The 20,160-nt window shown below is 63.4% G+C and carries 17 protein-coding genes; 8 read left to right on the top strand and 9 right to left on the bottom strand.

The annotated features are described in order from the left end of the window. Window positions 1-6: 6 nt before the first annotated feature. The 5 genes from H6B15_RS04115 to H6B15_RS04135 form a co-directional block, all read right to left on the bottom strand. Entirely contained in the window at window positions 7-753 is a 747-nt protein-coding gene (locus H6B15_RS04115) for a glycoside hydrolase family 3 protein (RefSeq protein ID WP_204646426.1), read from the bottom strand. A gap of 873 nt (window positions 754-1,626) precedes the next feature. Beyond that, window positions 1,627-4,071, bottom strand: coding sequence for a glycoside hydrolase family 3 protein (locus tag H6B15_RS04120; protein ID WP_204646427.1), 2,445 nt, complete (start codon window positions 4,069-4,071; stop codon window positions 1,627-1,629). Between the two features lie 96 nt (window positions 4,072-4,167). Next, window positions 4,168-5,013 (bottom strand): carbohydrate ABC transporter permease, encoded by an 846-nt coding sequence (locus tag H6B15_RS04125; protein ID WP_204646428.1) that lies wholly within the window; start codon window positions 5,011-5,013, stop codon window positions 4,168-4,170. Continuing rightward, complete coding sequence (locus H6B15_RS04130) at window positions 5,010-5,960, bottom strand: carbohydrate ABC transporter permease (RefSeq protein WP_204646429.1); 951 nt, start codon at window positions 5,958-5,960, stop codon at window positions 5,010-5,012. The genes H6B15_RS04125 and H6B15_RS04130 overlap by 4 nt, the downstream gene beginning before the upstream one ends. An 82-nt stretch (window positions 5,961-6,042) precedes the next feature. Then, a complete protein-coding gene (locus H6B15_RS04135; protein ID WP_204646430.1) occupies window positions 6,043-7,452 on the bottom strand; it encodes an ABC transporter substrate-binding protein in 1,410 nt (469 codons plus the stop codon). A gap of 275 nt (window positions 7,453-7,727) precedes the next feature. On the opposite strand from H6B15_RS04135, the gene H6B15_RS04140 reads away from it, so the two are divergent. After that, the gene (locus H6B15_RS04140) at window positions 7,728-8,474 is read left to right on the top strand and encodes a helix-turn-helix transcriptional regulator (protein ID WP_204646431.1); all 747 of its coding nucleotides are present in this window, start codon (window positions 7,728-7,730) and stop codon (window positions 8,472-8,474) included. A gap of 68 nt (window positions 8,475-8,542) precedes the next feature. Here the strand turns inward: H6B15_RS04140 and H6B15_RS04145 are convergent, their stop codons facing one another. Together H6B15_RS04145 and H6B15_RS04150 are read right to left on the bottom strand one after the other, a co-directional pair. Next, window positions 8,543-10,954, bottom strand: coding sequence for a GH36-type glycosyl hydrolase domain-containing protein (locus H6B15_RS04145; RefSeq protein WP_204646432.1), 2,412 nt, complete (start codon window positions 10,952-10,954; stop codon window positions 8,543-8,545). Window positions 10,955-10,975: 21 nt separating this feature from the next. Then, the gene (locus H6B15_RS04150; protein WP_204646434.1) at window positions 10,976-13,669 is read right to left on the bottom strand and encodes a GH36-type glycosyl hydrolase domain-containing protein; all 2,694 of its coding nucleotides are present in this window, start codon (window positions 13,667-13,669) and stop codon (window positions 10,976-10,978) included. Here H6B15_RS04150 and H6B15_RS04155 point away from each other — a divergent pair. Together H6B15_RS04155 and H6B15_RS04160 are read left to right on the top strand one after the other, a co-directional pair. Then, on the top strand, window positions 13,661-13,936 hold the full coding sequence (locus H6B15_RS04155) for a hypothetical protein (protein ID WP_204646435.1): 276 nt from the start codon (window positions 13,661-13,663) through the stop codon (window positions 13,934-13,936). The two genes, H6B15_RS04150 and H6B15_RS04155, sit on opposite strands and share 9 nt — an antisense overlap. A gap of 586 nt (window positions 13,937-14,522) precedes the next feature. Continuing rightward, on the top strand, window positions 14,523-15,260 hold the full coding sequence (locus H6B15_RS04160; protein ID WP_204646436.1) for an SDR family oxidoreductase: 738 nt from the start codon (window positions 14,523-14,525) through the stop codon (window positions 15,258-15,260). Between the two features lie 261 nt (window positions 15,261-15,521). Here the strand turns inward: H6B15_RS04160 and H6B15_RS04165 are convergent, their stop codons facing one another. Then, window positions 15,522-16,235 carry a GDSL-type esterase/lipase family protein gene (locus H6B15_RS04165; protein WP_243424267.1) on the bottom strand — a complete coding sequence of 238 codons (714 nt, stop codon included), beginning with the start codon at window positions 16,233-16,235 and terminating at the stop codon, window positions 15,522-15,524. A 26-nt stretch (window positions 16,236-16,261) separates the two neighbouring features. Beyond that, entirely contained in the window at window positions 16,262-16,531 is a 270-nt protein-coding gene (locus H6B15_RS04170; RefSeq protein WP_204646437.1) for a GNAT family N-acetyltransferase, read from the bottom strand. Window positions 16,532-16,679: 148 nt separating this feature from the next. Here H6B15_RS04170 and H6B15_RS04175 point away from each other — a divergent pair, with 148 nt between their 5' ends. The 5 genes from H6B15_RS04175 (at window position 16,680) to H6B15_RS04195 (ending at window position 20,067) form a co-directional block, all read left to right on the top strand. After that, window positions 16,680-17,108, top strand: coding sequence for a transcriptional repressor (locus H6B15_RS04175; protein WP_204646438.1), 429 nt, complete (start codon window positions 16,680-16,682; stop codon window positions 17,106-17,108). Window positions 17,109-17,142: 34 nt separating this feature from the next. Beyond that, window positions 17,143-17,439: a hypothetical protein gene (locus H6B15_RS04180; protein ID WP_204646440.1), complete on the top strand. Its 297-nt coding sequence runs from the start codon at window positions 17,143-17,145 to the stop codon at window positions 17,437-17,439. A 101-nt stretch (window positions 17,440-17,540) separates the two neighbouring features. Beyond that, on the top strand, window positions 17,541-18,521 hold the full coding sequence (locus H6B15_RS04185) for a metal ABC transporter substrate-binding protein (protein WP_204646442.1): 981 nt from the start codon (window positions 17,541-17,543) through the stop codon (window positions 18,519-18,521). Continuing rightward, complete coding sequence (locus H6B15_RS04190) at window positions 18,521-19,228, top strand: metal ABC transporter ATP-binding protein (protein WP_204646443.1); 708 nt, start codon at window positions 18,521-18,523, stop codon at window positions 19,226-19,228. The genes H6B15_RS04185 and H6B15_RS04190 overlap by 1 nt, the downstream gene beginning before the upstream one ends. Next, window positions 19,225-20,067, top strand: coding sequence for a metal ABC transporter permease (locus H6B15_RS04195; RefSeq protein WP_204646445.1), 843 nt, complete (start codon window positions 19,225-19,227; stop codon window positions 20,065-20,067). Before H6B15_RS04190 ends, H6B15_RS04195 begins: the two co-directional genes overlap by 4 nt. The last annotated feature ends 93 nt before the right edge of the window (window positions 20,068-20,160 follow it).

A 20,160-nucleotide genomic window follows, 5' to 3' on the forward strand; every position in this document is an offset into this window, starting at 1 on the left:
TCATTTTTATAATTTTGCTGTCAAGCTCTGCTCGATCAGGGTTAGCACGCGGGCGGCGGCGCGGCGGACCTCGGCGGGGGTGATGCTGCCATCGGCCAGGCCCGCCAGCACGGCGTCACGATCGGCGTCCGCGCCGGGCATCATCATATCAACCTGGGCATGCAGGGCAGCGGCGGGGTCGTACTTCGTACCCCAGTCGGTCATGACAAGGCCCTTGTAGCCCCACTCACAGCGCAGAATATCGGTGACAAGGTCACGGCGACAGCCGGTGTACGCGCCGTTGAGCTGGTTGTAACTCGTCATCGGGGCAAGCGGTTTACTCTCTTTCACGGCAATCTCAAAGCCGCGCAGGTAGATTTCGCGCAGAGCGCGCTCCGACACATTCTCATTGACGCCAAAGCGGTTATCCTCCTGGTTGTTGCAGCAGAAGTGCTTGATCGTCGCACCTACGCCGGGCTTGGACTGCATACCGCGCACATAGGCGGCGGCCATTTTGCCGGTGATGAGCAGGTCCTCGGAGTAATATTCAAAGTTGCGGCCACACAGCGGATTGCGGTGGATGTTCATGGCCGGGGCCAGCAGCAGCGTGACGCCGAACTCGACCAGCTCGTCGGCCACAGCCGCGCCGACTTCCTCCAGCAGCGCCGTGTCCCAGCTCTGGGCCAGCAGCATTTCCACAGGCCAGGCGGTGGCGTAGCGGTAGACGTGCTGGCCCTCGCCGCCGCACAGCCGCGCGGCAAGCTGGCGCAGCATGCCTCAGTTGTAGCACTCAATCAAAGCCTATCGGCGTGAGCGAATATAAGGTTACGAGTAACCTTACCGGGGAATTAGGAAAGCAGTTGCCTTCGGTGGAAGACATTCAGAATAGAATTAAATAAGTCTTCTGTAAATCTATTAAAAGTATCTTTATCGCATATTCTTACAGCGATTATCTGCATTTTTGACCACCATTTGACCACTACTGTGCAGTCGCCCTGCAAAAAGCCGAAAAGCCTGTTGTGACAACCACTAACAGGCTTTTTCTAGTTTTAGGTGCAGTTGTGCAGAGCCAACAAAATTTACGCTTCAACGTCGGTCTACACCGTCCTGTCGTAGTTCTCCGACCAGACTACTACGTCCAACTGGACTATAGGCGACTGATCTGAGAACAACTGAGCTATGTAGCAGTTCCAGTTGTGCGTTTTTACGCAAAAAATAAAAAGCCAAGCGCGTTTTTGAAATGTGTTTTTGATGCGCAGTTCCCACCCCGTACGGTTCTTTTTTAGAATTCCGGCAACAGTTTCCTGCCTATAACACACTGGAAAGTCTTTGCAAAAGGAAAATCCGGTTGATGATGGATTCCTACCGGACGAAAGCACAAGCAGGGCAGAATAACGGTTTGCCAATTTCCCGGCCCGCTTAGCTGACAAGACAGCGTTTTGCCATACAATCCAGAAGACCATCAAACCGCGCAAGGTCCGATACGTTTCGGAACAAAAGATCCCGTTGGCCGGGCCAAAAAAATGACCGCAGACTCTTCACCGAATAGTGAAGAACCTGCGGTCGTTCCAGGGTAAGAGGTGCCGGGGCCCGGCAATCTTCTCCCCAAGATCACCGGGCCCGCACCTTTTCCCGGGAAAGCAGAAGTTACCGGTTCGCGGTCAGGCGGCGGGCCAGGGCCATCAGGCGGCCCGCGCAGGCACGCAGGTCGGTTTCGGTCAGGCGGCCGTCCGCCAGGGCGGCGCGGATGTCGGCGTCATCGTGGGGATTGCCCGGCATGATGACATCGTTGCCGGCGGCGGCACAGCCCCAGGGCTCGCTGCCATCGGCGGGGACGGTGGTGTTCCAGTCCGACATGATGAGGCCGTCAAAGCCCCACTCGCCCCGGGCCACCACGGTGCAGAGGTCCCGGTTGTTGGCGGCCTGCACGCCGTTGATGCGGTTGTAGGAGGTCATCAGGGCCGCGGGGGCCGCCGTCTTGACAGCAACCTCAAAGCCGCGCAGGTAGATTTCCCGCAGGGCCTGCTCGGAGACCCGGGCATCCACCCCCATGCGGTGGTCCTCCTGGTTGTTGCAGGCAAAGTGTTTGATGGTGACCCCCCGGGTGCCGTCCGCCTGGACGCCCCGGGTGACGGCGGCGGCCATCAGGCCGGAGAGCAGCGGGTCCTCAGAATAGTACTCAAAGTTGCGGCCGCAGAGGGGGTTGCGCTGGATGTTCATGCCCGGGGCCAGCCAGAGGTCGATGTGGAACTCCGCCATCTCGGCGGCGATGGCCCGACCGAACTCCTCCAGCAGGGCGGGGTCCCAGCTCTGGGCCAGGGCGGTCCCCACCGGGAAGGCCGTGCAGAACTGGTAGTAGGTGTCAGCGCCCTCCAGCTGCCGGGGCGCGTCCAGGAATCCGTTTTCCAGCGAGCCCAGCACCCCGGTGGGGATCACCGCGCCGTCGGCGGGGTCCACCTGGTAGCTTTGGCGCAGCCGCAGCCCGGCAGGGCCGTCCGCCATGATGAGGGAGGGGACGCCCCGGGAGGCTTCCAGCGCCTCGGAGGTCTCCCCCGCGGAGCCGGGCACCCGGATGCCCGCCGAGCCCAGCGTGCTGGCGCCTTTGGTGATGTTGCCGTAGAGCATAGGCACCAGCTCCTCCACCGGGCCATCGGCCAGGGGCACGGGGGCCGGTGCGGGCGCTTCGTCGGGCAGCGGCGCAAAGACAAAAGCGGGCAGGTCCAGGGCCGCAGCCGCCGCGGCTTTTTCCATGGCCAGGGCGGCTGGGCCCGCCTCCCCGAAGGGATGATGCAGCGGGCAGATGGGATGGGTGGTTTCCAGCACCACTTCCTCCGCCACCGTCAGGTGGGCGCAGGGGGCGGCATCCGCCAGGCTGCCCCCCGCAAAGAGGGTATAGGTCCCGGCGGGGATCACCCAGGCACCGCGCCCGGGCAGGAACTCCGCCAGCTGTTTGGCGGGTACGGCCACCGTCACGGTCTGGCTCTCCCCGGGGGCCAGGGGACGGGTCTTGGCAAAGCCGGCCAGCCGCCGGTATTCCCGGGCGGTGCCGGTCTGGGGGCAGGCGGCGTAGAGCTGGGCCACCTCCCGGCCGGTGAACCGGTCCCCGGTGTTGGTCACCGTCAGGTCCACCTCCACCCCGTGGTCCCCGGCGCGCAGGGCCGTGAAGGCGGTGGAGAAGGTGGTGTAGGAAAGCCCGTGGCCGAAGCCGAAAAGCGGTTCGATGCCGAAGCTGTCAAACCAGCGGTAGCCCACATAGAGCCCTTCGGCGTAGTCTTCCTTTTCCAGGTCGCCGTTGCAGGCCCCGAAGGTATCGGCGCAGGGGTAGTCGGCGTAGCGTTTGGCCCAGGTGGCGGTGAGCTTGCCCTCCGGTACAGCCTTGCCCAGCAGGATGTCGGCCACGGCCTCGCCGCCCTGCTGCCCAGGCTGTGAGATCTGCAAGACAGCCAGGGGATGGCGGTATTCCGCCAGCAGGTCGGTGAGCTCCACCGGGCCCCCGGCGTTGAGGACCAGTACCAGGGGCAGGCCCGCTTCATTCAGGGTGCGCAGGTCGGCGGTTTCCCGGTCGCTGAGCAGGTAGTCCCCCGCGGTGGGGGTGCGGTCCTTGCCCTCGCCGGAGATGCGGCTGATCACATAGATCGCCGCAGTGGCCTCGATCAGGTCCTGCAGGGCCACCGGACGGCCCTGGGGCAGCACAAAGGGGTTGGCCGCGTAGGCGTCAAAGGGGTTGTCCACTGTTTTGGCGTCCGCCAGGACCTTTTCCTTCCAGGACAGACGGGCCGCAGTGTAGCGGTGTTCATAGTCGGTGATCCAGTCTTCGCTGGTAAGGACGACCCCGGCTTCCTGCAGCCCCTCATAAAGGGAGACATTGGCCCGGTTGTTCACATCGCCGGAGCCGATGCCGCCCTTGACGGTATAACCGGCGCCGGCGCCGAAGAGGGCCACCGGTTTGTCGGGGGCCAGGGGCAGCACGCCGTCGTTGCGCAGCAGGACAATGCCCGCGGCGGCTGCCTTGCGGGCCAGGGCGGCGTGGGCTTTTTCCCGGGGGGAAGGGGCAGCCTGAAGGCTACCGCTGTAGGTATGTGCAGATCGCATGGTGGTATTCCTCTCAAGATTGTGGATGAAATGCGGAAAAACCGTCACAGAGTACCATGACGGTTTTCCGCAGATAGGAGAAAATGGGAAGAACGATTATTCCTTGACGCCGCCCAGGGTGATGCCGGCAATGATGTACTTGGACAGCAGCAGGTAGACGATGATGATGGGCACAATGGCCACGGTGATCATCATATAGATCTTGCCCATGTCGAAGTTCATATAGTCGGCGCCGCGCAGGGTGGCGATGAGGATGGGAACGGTCATCTTGTCCTTGGACTGGATGATGAGGGCGGGAACGAAGTAGTTGTTCCAGGAACCCACGAAGGTGAAGATGGCCTGCACCGCCACGGCGGGCTTCATGATGGGCAGCACGATGCGGTTGAAGGTCATGAACTCACCGGAACCGTCGATGCGGGCGGCTTCCACCAGGGACAGCGGCAGCGAGGATTCCAGGTAGCTGTACATGAAGTAGAACACCGCCGGGGACGCCACCGAGGGCAGGATCAGGGGCAGCAGCGAATCGTAGAGGCCGATGTTGGTCATCAACCGCAGGAAGCCCATGGCGGTGACCTGGGTGGGCATGACCAGGATGGCCATGATGAAGGTGAAGGCCACCTTTTTCAGCTTGAACTGGTAGGCGTAGAGGCCGTAGGCCGTCAGGGCGGAGAAGTAGGTGCACAGTGCCGCCGAGCAGCTGGAAACGATCAGGCTGTTGATGATGCCCTTGAACATGGGGAAGCTGCCATCGTTGGCCACGCTTTTCAGGTTTTCCAGAAAGTAGTTGCCGGGCAGCCAGCTGAAGCCCTTCTGCAGGTCAGCGTGGGAGCGGGTGGCGTTGACGATTAGGATGTAGAAGAAGAACAGGCACAGAAAGGACAGGATGATGAGCACCAGATAGGCCAGGATGGTTTCGCCCAGCTTGTTTTTGGTAGATTTCATGCTTTCTTTCCTCCTTTGGCGTGCTTCCGGGGTTTGGCGGCGGAGTCATCCCCGCCGTTGGTCATCCGGTAAACGAAGAAGCAGAGGATGCCGCTGACGATGAAGAGGTACACCGACAAAGCACCGGCCATGCCGTAGTTGCGGCTCTTCAGGTGGCTGTTCAGGAACATGATCAGCGTCATGGAGGTACGGTCGGGGTTGCCCTGGCCGTTGGTGAGGATCTGGGGCACATCGAACATCTGCAGACCGCCGATGATGGAGGTGATGAGGGTGTAAGCCAGGATGGGGCGGATCAGCGGCAGGGTGATGGAGAAGAACCGCCGGAAGCTGCCGCAGCCGTCCAGTTCTGCCGCCTCAAAGATATCGGGGCTGATGCCCATGATGGCAGCCATCAGCATGATGGTGGTGTTGCCGAACCACATCAGGAAGTTCATCAGCCCGATGAGGGACCGGGTACCGAAGGTGGTGCCCATGAAGTCGATGGGCGTGTCGGTCAGACCGATGGACATGAGGATGGAGTTGATGGGTCCGTTGGTGGAGAACAGTGCGAAGAACAGCATGGCAAACGCCGAAGCCATGATCAGGTTGGGCAGGTAGATGATGATCTTGAAGAACTGCTTGCCGCGGATCTTCAGGCGCACATCGGTGAACCAGTTGGCCAGCAGCAGGGCGATGACGATCTGGGGGATAAAGCCAATGACCCAGAGGATCAGGGTGTTGCCGGCGTAGGCGACCATGTCGGATTTGAGCAGCTCGGCGTAGTTTTCCAGGCCGATGAAGGTGGGGCCGATCTCCTTGATGCCGGAGCGGTAGTACTCATAGAAGCTGTACCGCACGGTGTCCACCAGCGGGATCAGCGAGAAGATGAAGAAAGCCAAAAAGAACGGAAGGATGAAGATGTAGCCCCATTTGGCGTAACTGAGATGATGTTGTTTTTTCTTGTTCATAGGTCACCGTTCCTTTCCGGAAAAGGCTGCCGCACCGGGGTGCGGCAGCCGGTTTTCATTCCGTAGTCTGCTTGGGGCAGGATCACTCCGCCCACTGGATCTCGGTGATGTCGGGGTAGCGCTCTTTGATGGCCGTCTCAAAGTTGGCCTTGGCGCGGTCGTAGTCCACGTTGCCCTGGAAGTAGTCGCTGAAGGCGTTCTGGATCAGCTCCACGCAGCCCTGGTCATAGGAGGACAGCGGCGCAATCTGGATGTTCTCGGCCACGGGGGCAAAGTACTCGTAGGCGTTCTGACCGCCCAGGAAGTCCGAGGCAAAGGAGGCGTCGGTAGCCGCTTCCTGCATGCCGCTGACGGTGTTGGTGAAGTCAAGGTAATCGCGGGAGATCTTGATCAGATTGTCCTTGTTGGCAGTGAGGGCCAGGATGATGTCCTTGACGTGCTGGGGGTTGTCGGTGCCGGTGGCAGCATGGATGTAGGAACCGCCCCAGTTGTATTCCTGCGGGGGATTGGTGACGCCCCAGGCGCCGGTCTCGCCGTCCCAGTTGGGGTTCAGGGTGAAGTCGATGCCCCAGGCAGGCAGCAGGAAGGCAAAGACCTTGGAGGAGGAACTCATGGACTTGTTCCAGTCATCGTTCCACTGGCCCTTGACGGTCTTGTCGAAGTAGCCGGCATCCAGCCATTCCTTGGAATCTTTGATCCAGTTCATGATCTGGGGGTCCACCTTGACGGTGGTTTCACCGGCGGTCACCCACGGCTCCGAGATGCTGTTGCCGTACAGGCGGAAGGTGTCGGCGTAGGAAGCGAAGGTGTAGTAGCCCTTGGCCTTCAGTTCGGCGGCGGTGGCCTTCAGGGTATCCCAGTCCTTGACCTTTTCGCCCACAGCGGCGGGGTCATCGGTGCCGAAGACGTCCTTGGCGATATCCCGGCGATAGACCAGCAGGCCCGGGCAGCACTGCCAGGTGGAGCCGCGCTGCACCCCGTTCTGGTCGGAGGCGGTGGTTCTGGTGAAGGGGTACTGGTCGGCCAGGTCGGTGTCGGGGTCGATGCCCAGGTCGGTCAGCGGCATGGCCACATCGGCGTCGGCATCGGTGTACTTGAAGACGTAGTCCGTCTCAGACAGGAAGATGTCCACCTTGTCGTCATCGGCGGCGGTGGCCTGGTTCAGCAGGGCTTCGTCCAGCTTCTGCTGGTAGACGCCGTCCTGGTTGGGATTGATGATCCAGTGGATCTCGACGCCGTCCTTCAGCTTGGTGACGGTGCCGTCGTCGGAAGTGCTCTCCACCTCGGGGTAAACGGCTTCCAGACGGGTGCGGAACTCGTCGTTCCAGCTGTAGATGTTGACGACGGCGCCTTCAGTGCCGCCGGCCGCCGCGGCATCGCCGCCGGTTTCACCGGTGGCATTGGCCGTGCCGGAGCCGCTGCCGCCGCAGGCAGTCAGCAGGCTGGCGCTGATGGCTGTGGCCATCAGCAGGGAAACAACGCGCTTTTTCATGCAGATAACCTCCTGTTTTGTTGGTACTCCCTCGCGGAGTACCGAATCCCTTAGCGTGCCCCTATTATAGCGTGAAGTGAACGTTGGGATATATTAGAATCGAACAAAAAATATCAAATTCATGACTGCTTTTTGTCCAAAATGCAGCTTTTTGACATGAGAAAGGCCCCCGGACCGTTGCGGGTGCGGGGGCCTGGTAGTATAATGGGAGCAGAGAGTTCCCCGCTGACGGCCAGAGGGCGGCAGCGGACGGCGCCACAGAAAGCGGGTGTAAGATGAGTTACCAAAAGGAATGGCTGCTTCTGGAAGCCAACGATGAAGTGGATGAAATTGAACACCGGGACCCCAGCGAGGAATACCGGTTCTACCGGGCGGTGGCCGGGGGCGATGTGGACTATGTGCGCCATAATTGCGAGCTGGGCCGCTTCCGGGAGGGGGAGGGCGTAGGCCAGCTTTCCCGGGACCCGGTGCTGAACCTGAAATACCATTTCGTCATCACCACGGCCATGATCACCCGGCTGTGCGGCCAGCGCGGCATGGAGCTGGAACAGGCTTTCCGCCTCAGCGATTTTTACATCCAGAAGCTGGACGACCTGCACACAGCCGACGAGGTCTGCGCCTTGCACGACGAGATGGTGATGGACATCACCAAAAAGATGCGCAAGAACCTGCGCAGCGACACCAACTCCAAACATATCAACGAAGGCAAGGAGTACATCTACGCCCACATCAAGGAGCGGATCACCATCGAGGACCTGGCCGACGAGCTGGGGGTGTCGGCCAGCTATCTCTCCCGGCTGTTCAAAAAGGAGACCGGCATGTCGGTGTCGGCCTACATCCGCCAGCAGAAGATCGAGATGGCCAAGAACCTGCTGCGGTTCAGCGACAGTTCCCTCATCGACATTGCCAACCAGCTGGCCTTTTCCTCCCAGAGCCATTTCATCCAGCAGTTCCGGGAGGTCACCGGCATGACCCCCAAGAAGTACCGGGACGAAAGCCGCCTGAACCCCTGGGACGACTGAAAACCGCAAAACAGCCCCCGCCATACGGCGGGGGCTGTTTCTTTAGAGCGGGTGCCGGGCAAGAGAGATCACAGCACCAGCAGGATGTCGTTTTCGGCCTGCAGCTTGTCAGCAGGCAGGTAGTTGTCGGGCAGGGCCTCCCCGTTGAGGGTCAGGCTGGCAAAGCCGCTCTCCTTGCCCTGGGGATTTTCCACCCGGATGTGCAGCTTTTTGCCCCGGAAGTCCTTGTCCATGGTAAAGCTCTTCCAGCCGGAAGGCACCGCGGGGGCCAGCCGCAGACCGTTCAGGTCGGGGCGCAGGCCCAGGATGCCCTCCACGCAGCCCACCATGACGGTGGACGCCGTGCCGGTGAGCCAGTGCACCTGGGAGCGGCCGAAGTGGGCGCTGGCCGGGCCCTCGGTGAACTGGCCGTAGCAGTAGGGCTCCAGGCGGCGCACTTCCGCCCGGTCGTTCTGGGCGGCGGGGGCGTTCTCGGTAAAGTAGGTGAAGGCCCGGTCCCCGTGGCCGCAGAGGGCTTCGGCCAGGATCAGCCACCCCTGGGACTGGGAGAAGATGCCGGCATTTTCCTTGGTGCCGGGGTTGTAGATCACCGCCAGGGCGCCCTCAAAGGCATGGGCGTGGTAGGGCGGGTCCATGAGCACCGCGCCGTAGGCGGTGTTCAGCCGGTCGTAGACCTGGGCCATGGCCCGGTCGGCCTGGTCCTTGTCCGCCAGCCCGCTGATGACCGCCCAGCTCTGGGGGTTCAGCCAGAGGTTGGCCTCCGGGTCGGCGGCGGCGCCGATGCGCTGGCCCTCCTCGGTAAAGCCGCGGATGAACCGGTCGCCGTCCCAGCAAAGGGACTGGATCTTCCGGGCGGTATCGGTCATCGTTTCTTCCAGATGGCGGCAGGCGGCCTCGTCCCCCCGGTCGGCGGCAAAACGGCGCAGGATCTCGAGGGCATAGTAGAACTGCAGCGCCACAAAGGTGGACTCGCCGTTGGCGCCCAGCCGCAGGCAGTCGTTCCAGTCGGCGTAGAGCCCGGCGGGCAGGCCGTGGGGGCCCAGATGATCCAGCGAGAACTGCACCGCCCGCTTCAGGTGCTCGTAGACGGTGCCCTCGTCCCTGTTGGCAAAGGGGATGACCTCATCGAGGAAGGCTTTGTCCCCCGTCTCGGCCACATACTTGTAGACGGTGGGGAAGAGCCACAGGGCATCGTCGGCGCGGTAGGCCGGGTGGCCGGTCTCCGCCACATAGGAGGCATCGTCGGGGGTGTCCTCGTGGCCGGGATTGTGGGTGAATTTGACCAGGGGCAGACCGCCGCCGTTGTCCACCTGGGCGGAGAGCATGAACCGGATCTTCTCCTTGGCCATGGCCGGTTCCAGATGGATGATGCCCTGGATGTCCTGCACCGTATCCCGGTAGCCGTAGCCGTTGCGCAGGCCGCAGTAGATGAGCGACGCCGCCCGGCTCCACACAAAGGTGATGAAGCAGTTGTAGGCGTTCCAGGTGTTGATCATGGTGTTGAAGGCGTCGTCGGGGGTGTGGACCTGCAGATGGTCCAGCCGTCCGTACCAGTCCTGTTTCAGCGCCTCCACCTCGGCGGCGCAGCGGGCAGCGGGGTCGGCGTAGCCCGCCACCAGGGCAGCGGCCTGCTCGGAGGGTTTCATCCCCAGCAGGAAGGCCACGGTGCGGGTTTCGCCGGGGGCCAGCTTCACCACGCAGGAAAGGGCGCCGCAGGCGTTCTCGTTGTAGCTCAGAACGTTGCCCAGGTCGCCGGAAATGACGCCCTGGGGGTCGCCGTAGTCATGGTACCGGCCCAGGAAGGCTTCCTTGTCGCCGCAGTAGCTGGCCACGTCCGCCCCCGCCAGCCCAAAGAACCGTTCGGTGACGTTCTTGCCGTCCACCAGTTCGTCGGCGGGCTGGGCGTCCAGGTTGCCGTGGATCTGCTGGGTGATGCGGTTGCCCGCAAAGAGGGTCCGGCTGATGAAGAGGGAATACTGAAGGTTCACCTGGTCCTGCTCGTAGTTGTTGTGGTTGGTGAACTCCGCGTAGCCGGTCAGGGTCAGTTCCCGGGGGGCGTCGGTGGTGTTGGTCACCGTCAGCTCCCAGACTTCATGGGCGCTGTCCTTGGGCACATAGTAGACCGCTTCGGCGTGGATGCCCGCATAGTCGGAGAGCATCCGGGTGTAGCCCATGCCGTGGCGGCATTCGCAGGCGTAGTCCTGCAGGTCCTTGCCCACCGGCTGCCAGGAAGCCGACCAGAAATCCCCGCTGGCGTTGTCCCGCAGGTAGAGGTACCGGCCGGGGCGGTCAAACTGGTTGAAGACATAGCGCAGGATGCGGCCGTTGGCGCCGGACTTGGCAAAGCTGTAGCCGCCGGCGTTGTTGGAGATGATGGCGCCGTACTCCGGCGAGCCGAGATAGTTTACCCAGGGGGCGGGGGTATCGGGGCGCTGGACCACATACTCCCGGTGGGCATCGTCAAAATATCCGTATTGCATCAGGAAGAATCCTCCTTGTTTTTATACCAGTTCCGCCGTGATCAGGCCGCCCTCGGCGGGCAGCTGCTCCACCAGGGCCCGGGGCAGCTTCACGGTGCCGTCGGCGGCGGGGGCCACGGCGGTGTCGCCGCACCGGACTTTGCCCAGGCGATAGCTGCCGGCCTCCTTGCGGGCGGCGTTATGGTAGCGCACCGTCAGCGGGCGGCCCGCAAAAGTCAGCCGCAGTTCGGCGGTGCCGGTTTCATCAAACTGTTCGGCGGTGAGCTGGGGGGCCAGCAGCAGGTCCCCGGCCTCGCCCCGGACGCCGAAGGCCTGGGTGATCATCGTCAGCATGAACCAGCTGGCCGCGCCGGTGAGGTAGTGGTAGACCCCCCGCCCGTCGGTGGAGAAGTATTCGGGAATGCCAGGGTAGATGCGGCTGGTCTCAAAGTGCAGGGCGGCGTCGGCCAGGGTTTTCAGGGCCTTCCAGCCCTCCTTGGCAAAGCCCCGGCGGTAGAGGGCGTTGGCGTACATCACCGTCATGTGGGAGAAGACGGCGCCGTTCTCCTTTTCGCCGTAGGCAAAGCCGAACATCCGGCCCAGGTTGAATTTCAGCTCGCCGAAGTCGGTGTTCAGCCGGTAGCCGCCGATCTCGGGGCGGTAGAGGTAGTGGTCGGCGCTGCGCACGATGCGGCGCACCTGTTCCTCGTCGGCCACCCCGCCCATGACGGCAAATACCTGCCCGGTGAGCATCATCCGCACACCGGCGGGGAAGAACCCTTCCACCCGCTGGCCGTCGTTGTCGTAGTAGCTGTTGAACCAGCCCTCCTCGCCGCCGTCGATCCATTCCTGGCGGCGCAGATGGCCGGTGAGCCAGTCCGCCCGCTTTTCCAGGTCGTCGGCCAGGTCGGTCAGGGGCACCCGCACGGTGCGGCCGCTCAGGGTGTGGCGGCAGCGCTCCAGGTACTGTTCCAGCAGCGCCCGCTTGCCCGCCCGGTCGTCGTAGTCCTGGCCGGGGCGCAGCAGCACCGTCAGTTCCTCCATCAGCTCCGCTTCCTCACCGGGACTGCGCTCGTCCAGCCGGCGCAGCAGGGCCGCCAGCGTCCGCAGATTACCCGCATAGGCGCAGGTGAAGGCCACGCTCTCCCCCCGGTCGGCGGCCATGTCCAGGGCGTCGTTCCAGTCGGCCCCCCGCAGGCGGTAGAGGTTGTGTTCGCCCACGTCGTAGAAGGCGGTGAGCTGCTGGAGCAGCAGATGTTCCAGCAGGGTGCCGCGGTAGACCTCCCCGGCTTCGGTGCGCTGCCAGCTGCCCTGTTCGGGGGCCCAGGCCTCGTCGATGCCGTTGCCCCGCATCGCCTGGGGGTCCTTGAAGTAGGGGGCCTTGCGGTCCAGCAGGGCCAGGTCGCCGGTCTGGTCCAGATAGAGCTGGGTGGTCATCTGGGGCCAGAGGGCGTGGTCCATCCAGACCCGGGCAATGCCGTTGCGGTCGGCGATGAAGTTGCCGTCCCCGGCGCCGATGATGGTGGCGTTGGTGCCGTCCACCCGCACGCCGCCGAAGTTGGCCTCGATCATCCGGCCCACCTGGCCCGGTTCCATGAGCAGCAGGGAGAGGCAGTCCTGCCACAGGTCCCGCCAGCCACGGCCGCCCCGGCCATAGTCGTGGTGGGGCAGGAAGGAGCAGCCGAAGAGCCGCCGCAGGTAGGGCTGGAAGCAGACCCACTTCATCAGCCGGTCCCCGTCGGCGTCGCCGGTGGCAAAGGTCACGTTGACCTTCTCCTTCCAGTAGCGGCGGGTCTCGGCCAGGGCGGCGTCCACCTTGGCGGCGGTGTCATACCGGACAAAGAGCCGGTCGATGGCCTCGTCGCTCTCCTCCACCCCCAGCAGCAGGATGTACCGGGCCGAGGCACCGGGGGCCAGGGTCAGGGGGGCAAAGCGGAAGGCGCCCATGGCCTCCCGCCCGGCGCGGCAGGCGCCCGCCGGCACGCCGGGGTAGTTTTCCAGCACCGCCCGGGGATGGGTGAAGCTGCCGCCCTCCCCGATGAACTCCTCCACCGTGGGGTAGAAGGCTGCCGGGGCCTGGCCGTCGGCACCGTAGCCCAGCAGATAGTAGACTTTTCGGTTGGGCCGGTGGCCCCGCTCGTCAAAGGACATGGTGGGGCAGACCCGCACCCCGTGGGCGGTGGTGCGGATGCGGTGGAGCATGGAAGTCACGTTGCGGTGATCCCGCAGGTTGTCGGCGCTGCGACCGTAGAGGGGTACCGCCCCGTAGGGGGTGAAGGTGAGGGTGCTGTCGGTGATGTTTTCCACCGTGACGCTGAGCACTTCCACATTGTCCCCCACCGGCACAAAGCTGGTCAGGGTGGCATGGACCCCCGCCGTTTTCAGGGTGCGCTCCAGGGTGTGCCACATGAAGCCCGCCGTCAGGCAGCTGTCGTCCTGGGCGGGGGTGAACTTCACCGCCTGCTGGGCCGCCGACGCGCCGGTAAGGGAAAGGGCGGTGCCGTCCGCCCCCACCAGCCAGAAATTCCGGGTGGAGCGGTTGTTGTGCAGGTTCTCCACGCTCACCGGTTCCAGCAGAAAGGTCTCCTGGTCCAGCTTGGCGTCGCCGCCCAGATCCGGCGAAACGCAGCTTTTCAGCCCGGCTTCGGAAGCCAGCGGAAAATACAGCTGGCTGATCTCTTCGGGGCGGTCCAGTGTGAAACTGCCGTCCGCATCGATAAAATGAGGATGCTGCAAGGTGAATCCCTCCTTGTTGTTTTTCTGCGTCCGGCAGGGCCGGACACGCTGCCGTTAGTCTTTCTTTGGTATCATCATACCGAAATTTCCGGAACCGAAAAACAACAAAGCGGGCAAAAATATCAGATTCATGACATTGTGCAAAAAAACCTGTTTTTGCGGCGGCTTTATGAAAAAAACTTGACAAAAAGCACAAGAAAGTACGAGAAAACGGCGCAGGAAAGAAAATGTTCCTTTTGTGCAGCCGCTGACTTGACCACCATCTGACCACTCCTTCTTCCCAGCCGGTCCCGTGTATCGTTTGTACGCTCCCACATTCTTTTATAAATATCAAAAACAGCGCCGGAAGTTGTGCACACCACACAATTTCCGGCACCGGTTCATGCTATTTGCCTGTCTATCACAGTTCTCCTAAGCCCGAGGCCCCCGGTTCAAGCCCGGGCGGGGACACCAAAATAAGCGCGGAAGATTGCAAAAATCTTCCGCGCTTTTGCTAATGAAAGTAAGGTCAAATTGATGGTCTGCTAAAAAAACAGGGCTTTCTGCTAATGAGAAAAACAAGCCGAAAAAGGCCTAGCTGCTAAAAAGGTCGTATGGTTCCCTTAGAACCGGTGAATCTGGGTGGGAATTCATGATGAATTTGCGTTTACGACCATGTAAATCTGGTATGCTGGAAGAGGGGCTTGAGGGATGGATTTCTAAATGCATTAGCGGCCCGGACAGAGAAATTTTGGATTTCTAAAAACAAGCGCCGGGATTAGAAAGAAGGCCATACCAAAAAGCAGGTAAACCACAGGTCTACTGAACTAAACTGGTGGTCGCTTGAGTAAATCGTGGAGAAAGGAAGATTGCCATGAAACAAGTGATGGTATGGACCGGCGCCGGGCAGATCGGCATGGCCATTGCCCGGCGGATGGGGTACGGAATGAAGATTGTGGTGGGGGACAAAGACCCGGAGAATGCCCGGGCCGCCGCCAAGATCATGAACGATGCCGGGTATGATGTGGTGCCCATGGAGACGGACCTGTCCAGCCGGGCGTCCATCCGTGCCATCCTGAAGGTGGACCTGTACGGCACCGCGGTCCTGCTGGAGGAAACGGGCAAGGTCATTGCCCCCGGCGGTGTGGGGGTGACCATCTCCAGCCAGTCCGGCCACCGCATGCCGGCCCTGACCCCCGAAGAGGATGAACAGCTGGCCTGCACCCCCACCGAGGAGCTGCTGACGCTGCCCCTGCTTCAGCCGGAAAACATCCGGGACACCCTGCACGCCTACCAGCTGGCCAAGCGCTGCAACGAAAAGCGGGTGATGGCCGAATCGGTCCGATGGGGCGCCGCGGGGGCCCGCATCAACTCCATCTCTCCGGGCATCATCGTAACGCCGCTGGCCATGGACGAATTCAACGGACCCCGGGGGGATTTCTACAAGAATATGTTTGCCCGCTGCCCCGCCGGGCGCCCCGGCACCGCGGACGAGGTGGCCAACGTGGCGGAACTGCTGATGAGCAACAAGGGCGCGTTCATCACCGGATCGGATTTTCTCATCGACGGCGGCGCCACAGCCTCCTTCTTCTATGGGCCGCTGAAACCGTAAACCGGCAGCGGCTTGCGGGGCGGAACCCGAATCTGTTGCCCGGCCGGTGCCAAAAATCCCGCCGGAATCCCTTCTGCTTTTTTGCACAAAAGTTCCTTTGAAGATTTAGCAAAAGCGCATTATAACAAAATTACAGCGTGTGGCCCTGTTGCGCAGTTCCGGTTGCGTAACGGGGCCACACGCTATTTTGGGGGAAAAAGAGAACTTCTATGGAACAAACCAACCGGTTTTTGGGGCATCGGGCGGATGAGAGGCGCCCCCTCACACCTGCCGCAGAACCGGCAGCAGGGCAGGCAGCAGGGCCTGATACCCGTCCGCGTACATGTGAATGCCTTCCAGGGTGTACTCGGCTTTCAGACAGCCGGTCTCGTCCCGCAGCGGGGCGTTCAGGTCCAGATATGTGGCGCCGAATTCCTCCGCCAGGGCCCGCACGGCGGTGTTGGCCTCCTCGATGCGGGCATTGGTGCGGTATTTCAGCACATTCCGGATGTAGGGCAGGTCGCTCACCTGCGGGTTGACCGGGTAGTAGGCCAGCAGGAAAAGGCGGCATTGGGGCAGATGCACCCGGATACCCCGCAGGATTTCGCCGTACCGCTCCATCAGGGCGGCCACGGTACAGTCAGGGTCATTCAGGTCGTTGGTGCCGATGTTCAGAAAAACGGCCCGGGGTTCCAGGTCGTAGATGCAGGGCCCCATCACCGCCAGCAGTTCCTGCGTGGTGAACCCGCCCACACCCCGGTTGTAAATCTTGCAGGGCAGGTCCCAGTCCACGGCGAACTCGCCGATGGGAAACTGCTCCATCAGGCTGGACCCCGCAAACACCACCTGTCCCTTGCGCACAAACCGGTTCAGGTGCCGGAACCGCTCCACCTTTTCCCGTTTTTCGTGTTCCGAGCGGGCCTGCATCACCTGTTCCACCAGCTTGGCGGCCTTCAGGTCGGGCATCATGGATTCTGTTTCTTCTTTGGCCTTCATAGTCTGTTTCCTTCCTTTCTCTGTGATCACACCAGCAGGTCCTGCTCTTCCGGGTGGGTGGCAAACCAGTGCACGGCGTAGGAGCAGGTAGGGCTGGCCTTGCGGCCTTCCCGGCGCAGGGTATCCGCCACCGCCTGCAGAAGCTGTCCGGCCACCCCCTGCCCCCGCAGGGAGTCGTCCACGAAAGTGTGGTTGATGACCGCCACCCCTTCCCGCTCGGGAAAGGTCACCTCGGCCAGCAGCGTTCCGTTTTCGTCCCGGGCAAAAATATGGCCGGGTTGCTGAGAGAACTTCATACATATCACCTCTGTTTTCAGTGTACCAGAGCGGCCGGGGCCGCGCAAGAAAATACCGCGCTCTTCTGCCTGTTTTTTCCGTTCCTTGACAAAAGGTCCGGCCCTCCTGTAAAATGAAACTCAGTTTCAAATCAAGGAGGCGTCCGCCGTGGACCACAAAACCCAGTACCGGACCCGGCAGGGCCGGGAGGTGGCGGCCTATCTGCAGGCCCGACCGGGGCAGCATGTGACCGCTGCCGAGCTCTGCGCCTATTTTGCCCGCCAGGGGCAGCCCATGGGCAAGGCCACCGTCTACCGCCGGCTGGAACGGCTGGTGGAGGCGGGGCTGGTGACCAAGTACACGGTGGACGGCACCACCGGCGCCTGCTATGCCTACACCGGCCCGGCCGACGCCCCCTGTGAGGACAGCTGCTACCACTGCAAATGCGAAAAGTGCGGGGCGCTGATCCACCTGCACTGCGACGAGGTGGCCCATCTGCGCCATCATATGCTGGAACACCACGGCTTTGCCCTGGACCCCCGCCGCACCGTCTTCTACGGCCTGTGTGCCGCCTGCCGCGCCGCCGAGGACGGCTGATCTTTCCGCTTTTTCCCGAAAGGAGGGTTTTCCCATGAAGGCAGTCCGCCGCAAAACGGCCGCCTGGGCGCTCTGCGTCCTGCTGGCCGTGGGGCTCTTTCTTTCGGCCTGGTTTGTGGTGCGGGAGGTACGCCACCTCTGCACCGGGGAAAACTGCCCCGTCTGTGCCGGGATGCAGGCGGCCGCCCAGCGGCTGAAATCCGGCGCCCGGCCCGCCGCCCCGGCCACCCTCAACCCGGCGGTGCGCCGTCCGGCAGCGGCGACAGGCGGCGTGGTCCGCCTCCGGCCCGGCACCACCCCCGTGGACTGCAAGGTCCGGCTGGACAATTAAGATTTTCCTTCCCGCCAGGGACGCAGTGCGCCATGCGCACCGGGCCCCTGGTTTTTTGCGCTCATTTTTCAACCAAACGCCGAAAATCGGAGGAAAATTTTATGAAAAAAGCACTTTCTGTTCTGCTCGCCGCCGCCCTGCTGGGGGGCTGCGCCGCCCCGGCGGCTTCCACAACCGCCGACACTCCCACCGATTCCCCCAAGACGCTGCGGGTGGTGTCCACCATCTTCCCGGTGTACGACTGGGTGCGCACGGTGGCGGGGCCGGAAACCGACGCCCTGGACCTGACCCTGCTGCTGGACGGCAGCACCGACCTGCACAGCTACCAGCCCACGGCGGAGGATGTGGCGGCCATCGCGGCCTGCGACCTCTTTGTGTATGTGGGGGGTGCGTCGGACGCCTGGGTGGAGGACGCCCTGGCCCAGCCCGGCAACCCTGACCGGCGGACGCTGAACCTGATGGAGCTGCTGGGCAGCCGGGTGTATGAGGAGGAGACCGTGGAGGGGATGGAACCCGAAGCCGAGGACCACGACCACGGGGAGGCCGAGACCGACGAGCACATCTGGACTTCCCTGCGCAACGCCGGGGAGCTTTCGGCGGCCATTGCGGACACCCTGGGGGAACTGGACCCCGCCCGCGCCGCCACCTACACCGCCAACGCCGCGGCCTACAGCGAACAGCTGAACGACCTGGACGCTCGGTATGCCGCCGCGGTGGAGGCCGCCCCGTCCAGGACGCTGCTCTTTGCCGACCGGTTCCCCTTCCGGTATCTGGCGGAGGACTACGGCCTTTCCTACTATGCTGCCTTCCCGGGCTGCTCCGCCGAGACCGAGGCCAGCTTTGAGACGGTGGCCTTTCTGGCGGACAAGACCGCCGCGCTGGACCTGCCCGCCGTGCTGACCATCGAGGGGTCGGACGGGCGGATTGCCCAGACGGTGGTGCAGAGCGCCGGGGGCGACCGGCCGGTGCTGACCCTGAACGCCATGCAGGGCACCATGGCGGAAGGAGACACCTACCTTTCGGTGATGGAGAACAACCTGACCGTGCTGCGCCGGGCCCTGGGCGTGGAGGAGGTGGCCTGATGGCACAGATCACCGTAGACAATCTGACCCTGGGCTATGAGGGCCGGGCGGTGGTGCGGGGGCTTTCCTTTGCGGTGGAGGCGGGGGACTGCCTGTGCATCGTGGGGGAGAACGGCAGCGGCAAGTCCACCCTGATGAAGACGCTGCTGGGCCTGCAGCCGCCCATGGGCGGGACGGTGCGGTTCGGGGACGGACTGACCCGGCGGGAGCTGGGGTATCTGCCCCAGCAGACCGACCTGCAGCGGGATTTTCCCGCCCTGGTGGGAGAGATCGTACTGTCCGGGTTTCAGGGCCGGTGCGGGCTGCGGCCCTTCTACACCCGGGCGGAGAAGGCCGAAGCCGCCCGCCTGCTGCAGAAAGTAGGGGCCGCCCACCTGGCCGGGCGGTGTTACCGGGAACTGTCCGGCGGGCAGCAGCAGCGGGTGCTGCTGGCCCGGGCCCTGTGTGCGGCCCGCCAGGCCCTGCTGCTGGACGAGCCGGTCACCGGCCTGGACCCGGAGGCCGCCGCCGGGCTGTACGCCCTGATCCGGGCGCTGAACGCCGAGGGCATCACCATCCTGATGATCACCCACGACCTGACCCCGGCGCTGGCCCTGGCCAACCGGGTGCTGCGCCTGGGGGCCGAACCCTTCTGGGGCAGCCGGGCGGACTATCTGAACACCCCGGCGGGCCGCCCCTTCGCCGGCCCGGAAGGAGGCTGTCCATGATCGCCACCCTACAATATTACTGGACCTTTCCCTTTGTGCGGTACGCCCTGGCCGTGGGGGTGCTCATCGCCCTGTGTGCTTCCCTGTTCGGGGTCACCCTGGTGCTCAGGCGGTTTTCTTACCTGGGGGACGGGCTGTCCCATGTGGCGTTCGGGGCCATGTCGGTGGCCACCGTCCTGCGCCTCACCGACTCTCTACTGCTGGTGCTGCCGGTGACGGTGCTGTGTGCCGTTCTGCTGCTGCGGGGCGGCCGGAACACCAAAATCCGGGGCGACGCCGCCATCGGCATATTGTCGGTGGGGACGCTGGCCCTGGGCTACCTGGTGACCAACCTCTTTTCCGCCGGGCCCAACCTGGCGGGGGATGTGTGCAGCACCCTCTTCGGCTCCACCTCCATCCTGACCCTCACCCGGGGGGAGGTCTGGCTCTGCGCCGGGCTGGCGGCGGTGACCCTGCTGCTGTTTGTGCTGCTCTACCACAAGATCTTCGCCCTCACCTTCGACGAAGCCTTCGCCCGGGCGTCGGGGGTGGGAACCGGGCGCTGGCAGCTGCTGCTGGCGGTGCTCATTGCGGTGATCATCGTGCTGGCCATGTATCTGGTGGGCTCGCTGCTCATCTCCGCCCTCATCCTCTTCCCCGCCCTGGCCGCCATGGGGGTCTGCCGCAGTTTCCGGGGGGTCACGGTCTGCGCCGCGGTGTTCGCGGTGGTCTGCGCCGCCGGGGGCATCCTCACCGCCGTGCTGGCGGGCACCCCGGTGGGGGCCACCATCGTGGCGGTGAACCTGGGGGGCTTCTGCCTGTTCCGGCTGATCGGCGCGCTGCGGGGAGGCACCTCATGACCCGCCGTCCCCTGGCCGCCGTCCTGCTGGCCCTGGCCCTGACCGCCTGCGCCCCCGCCCGGCAGGTACCCGCGCCCACGCCCACCGCGGCCC

It is taken from the genome of Gemmiger formicilis (genome assembly GCF_016900095.1).
Classification (GTDB): domain Bacteria; phylum Bacillota; class Clostridia; order Oscillospirales; family Ruminococcaceae; genus Gemmiger; species Gemmiger formicilis_A.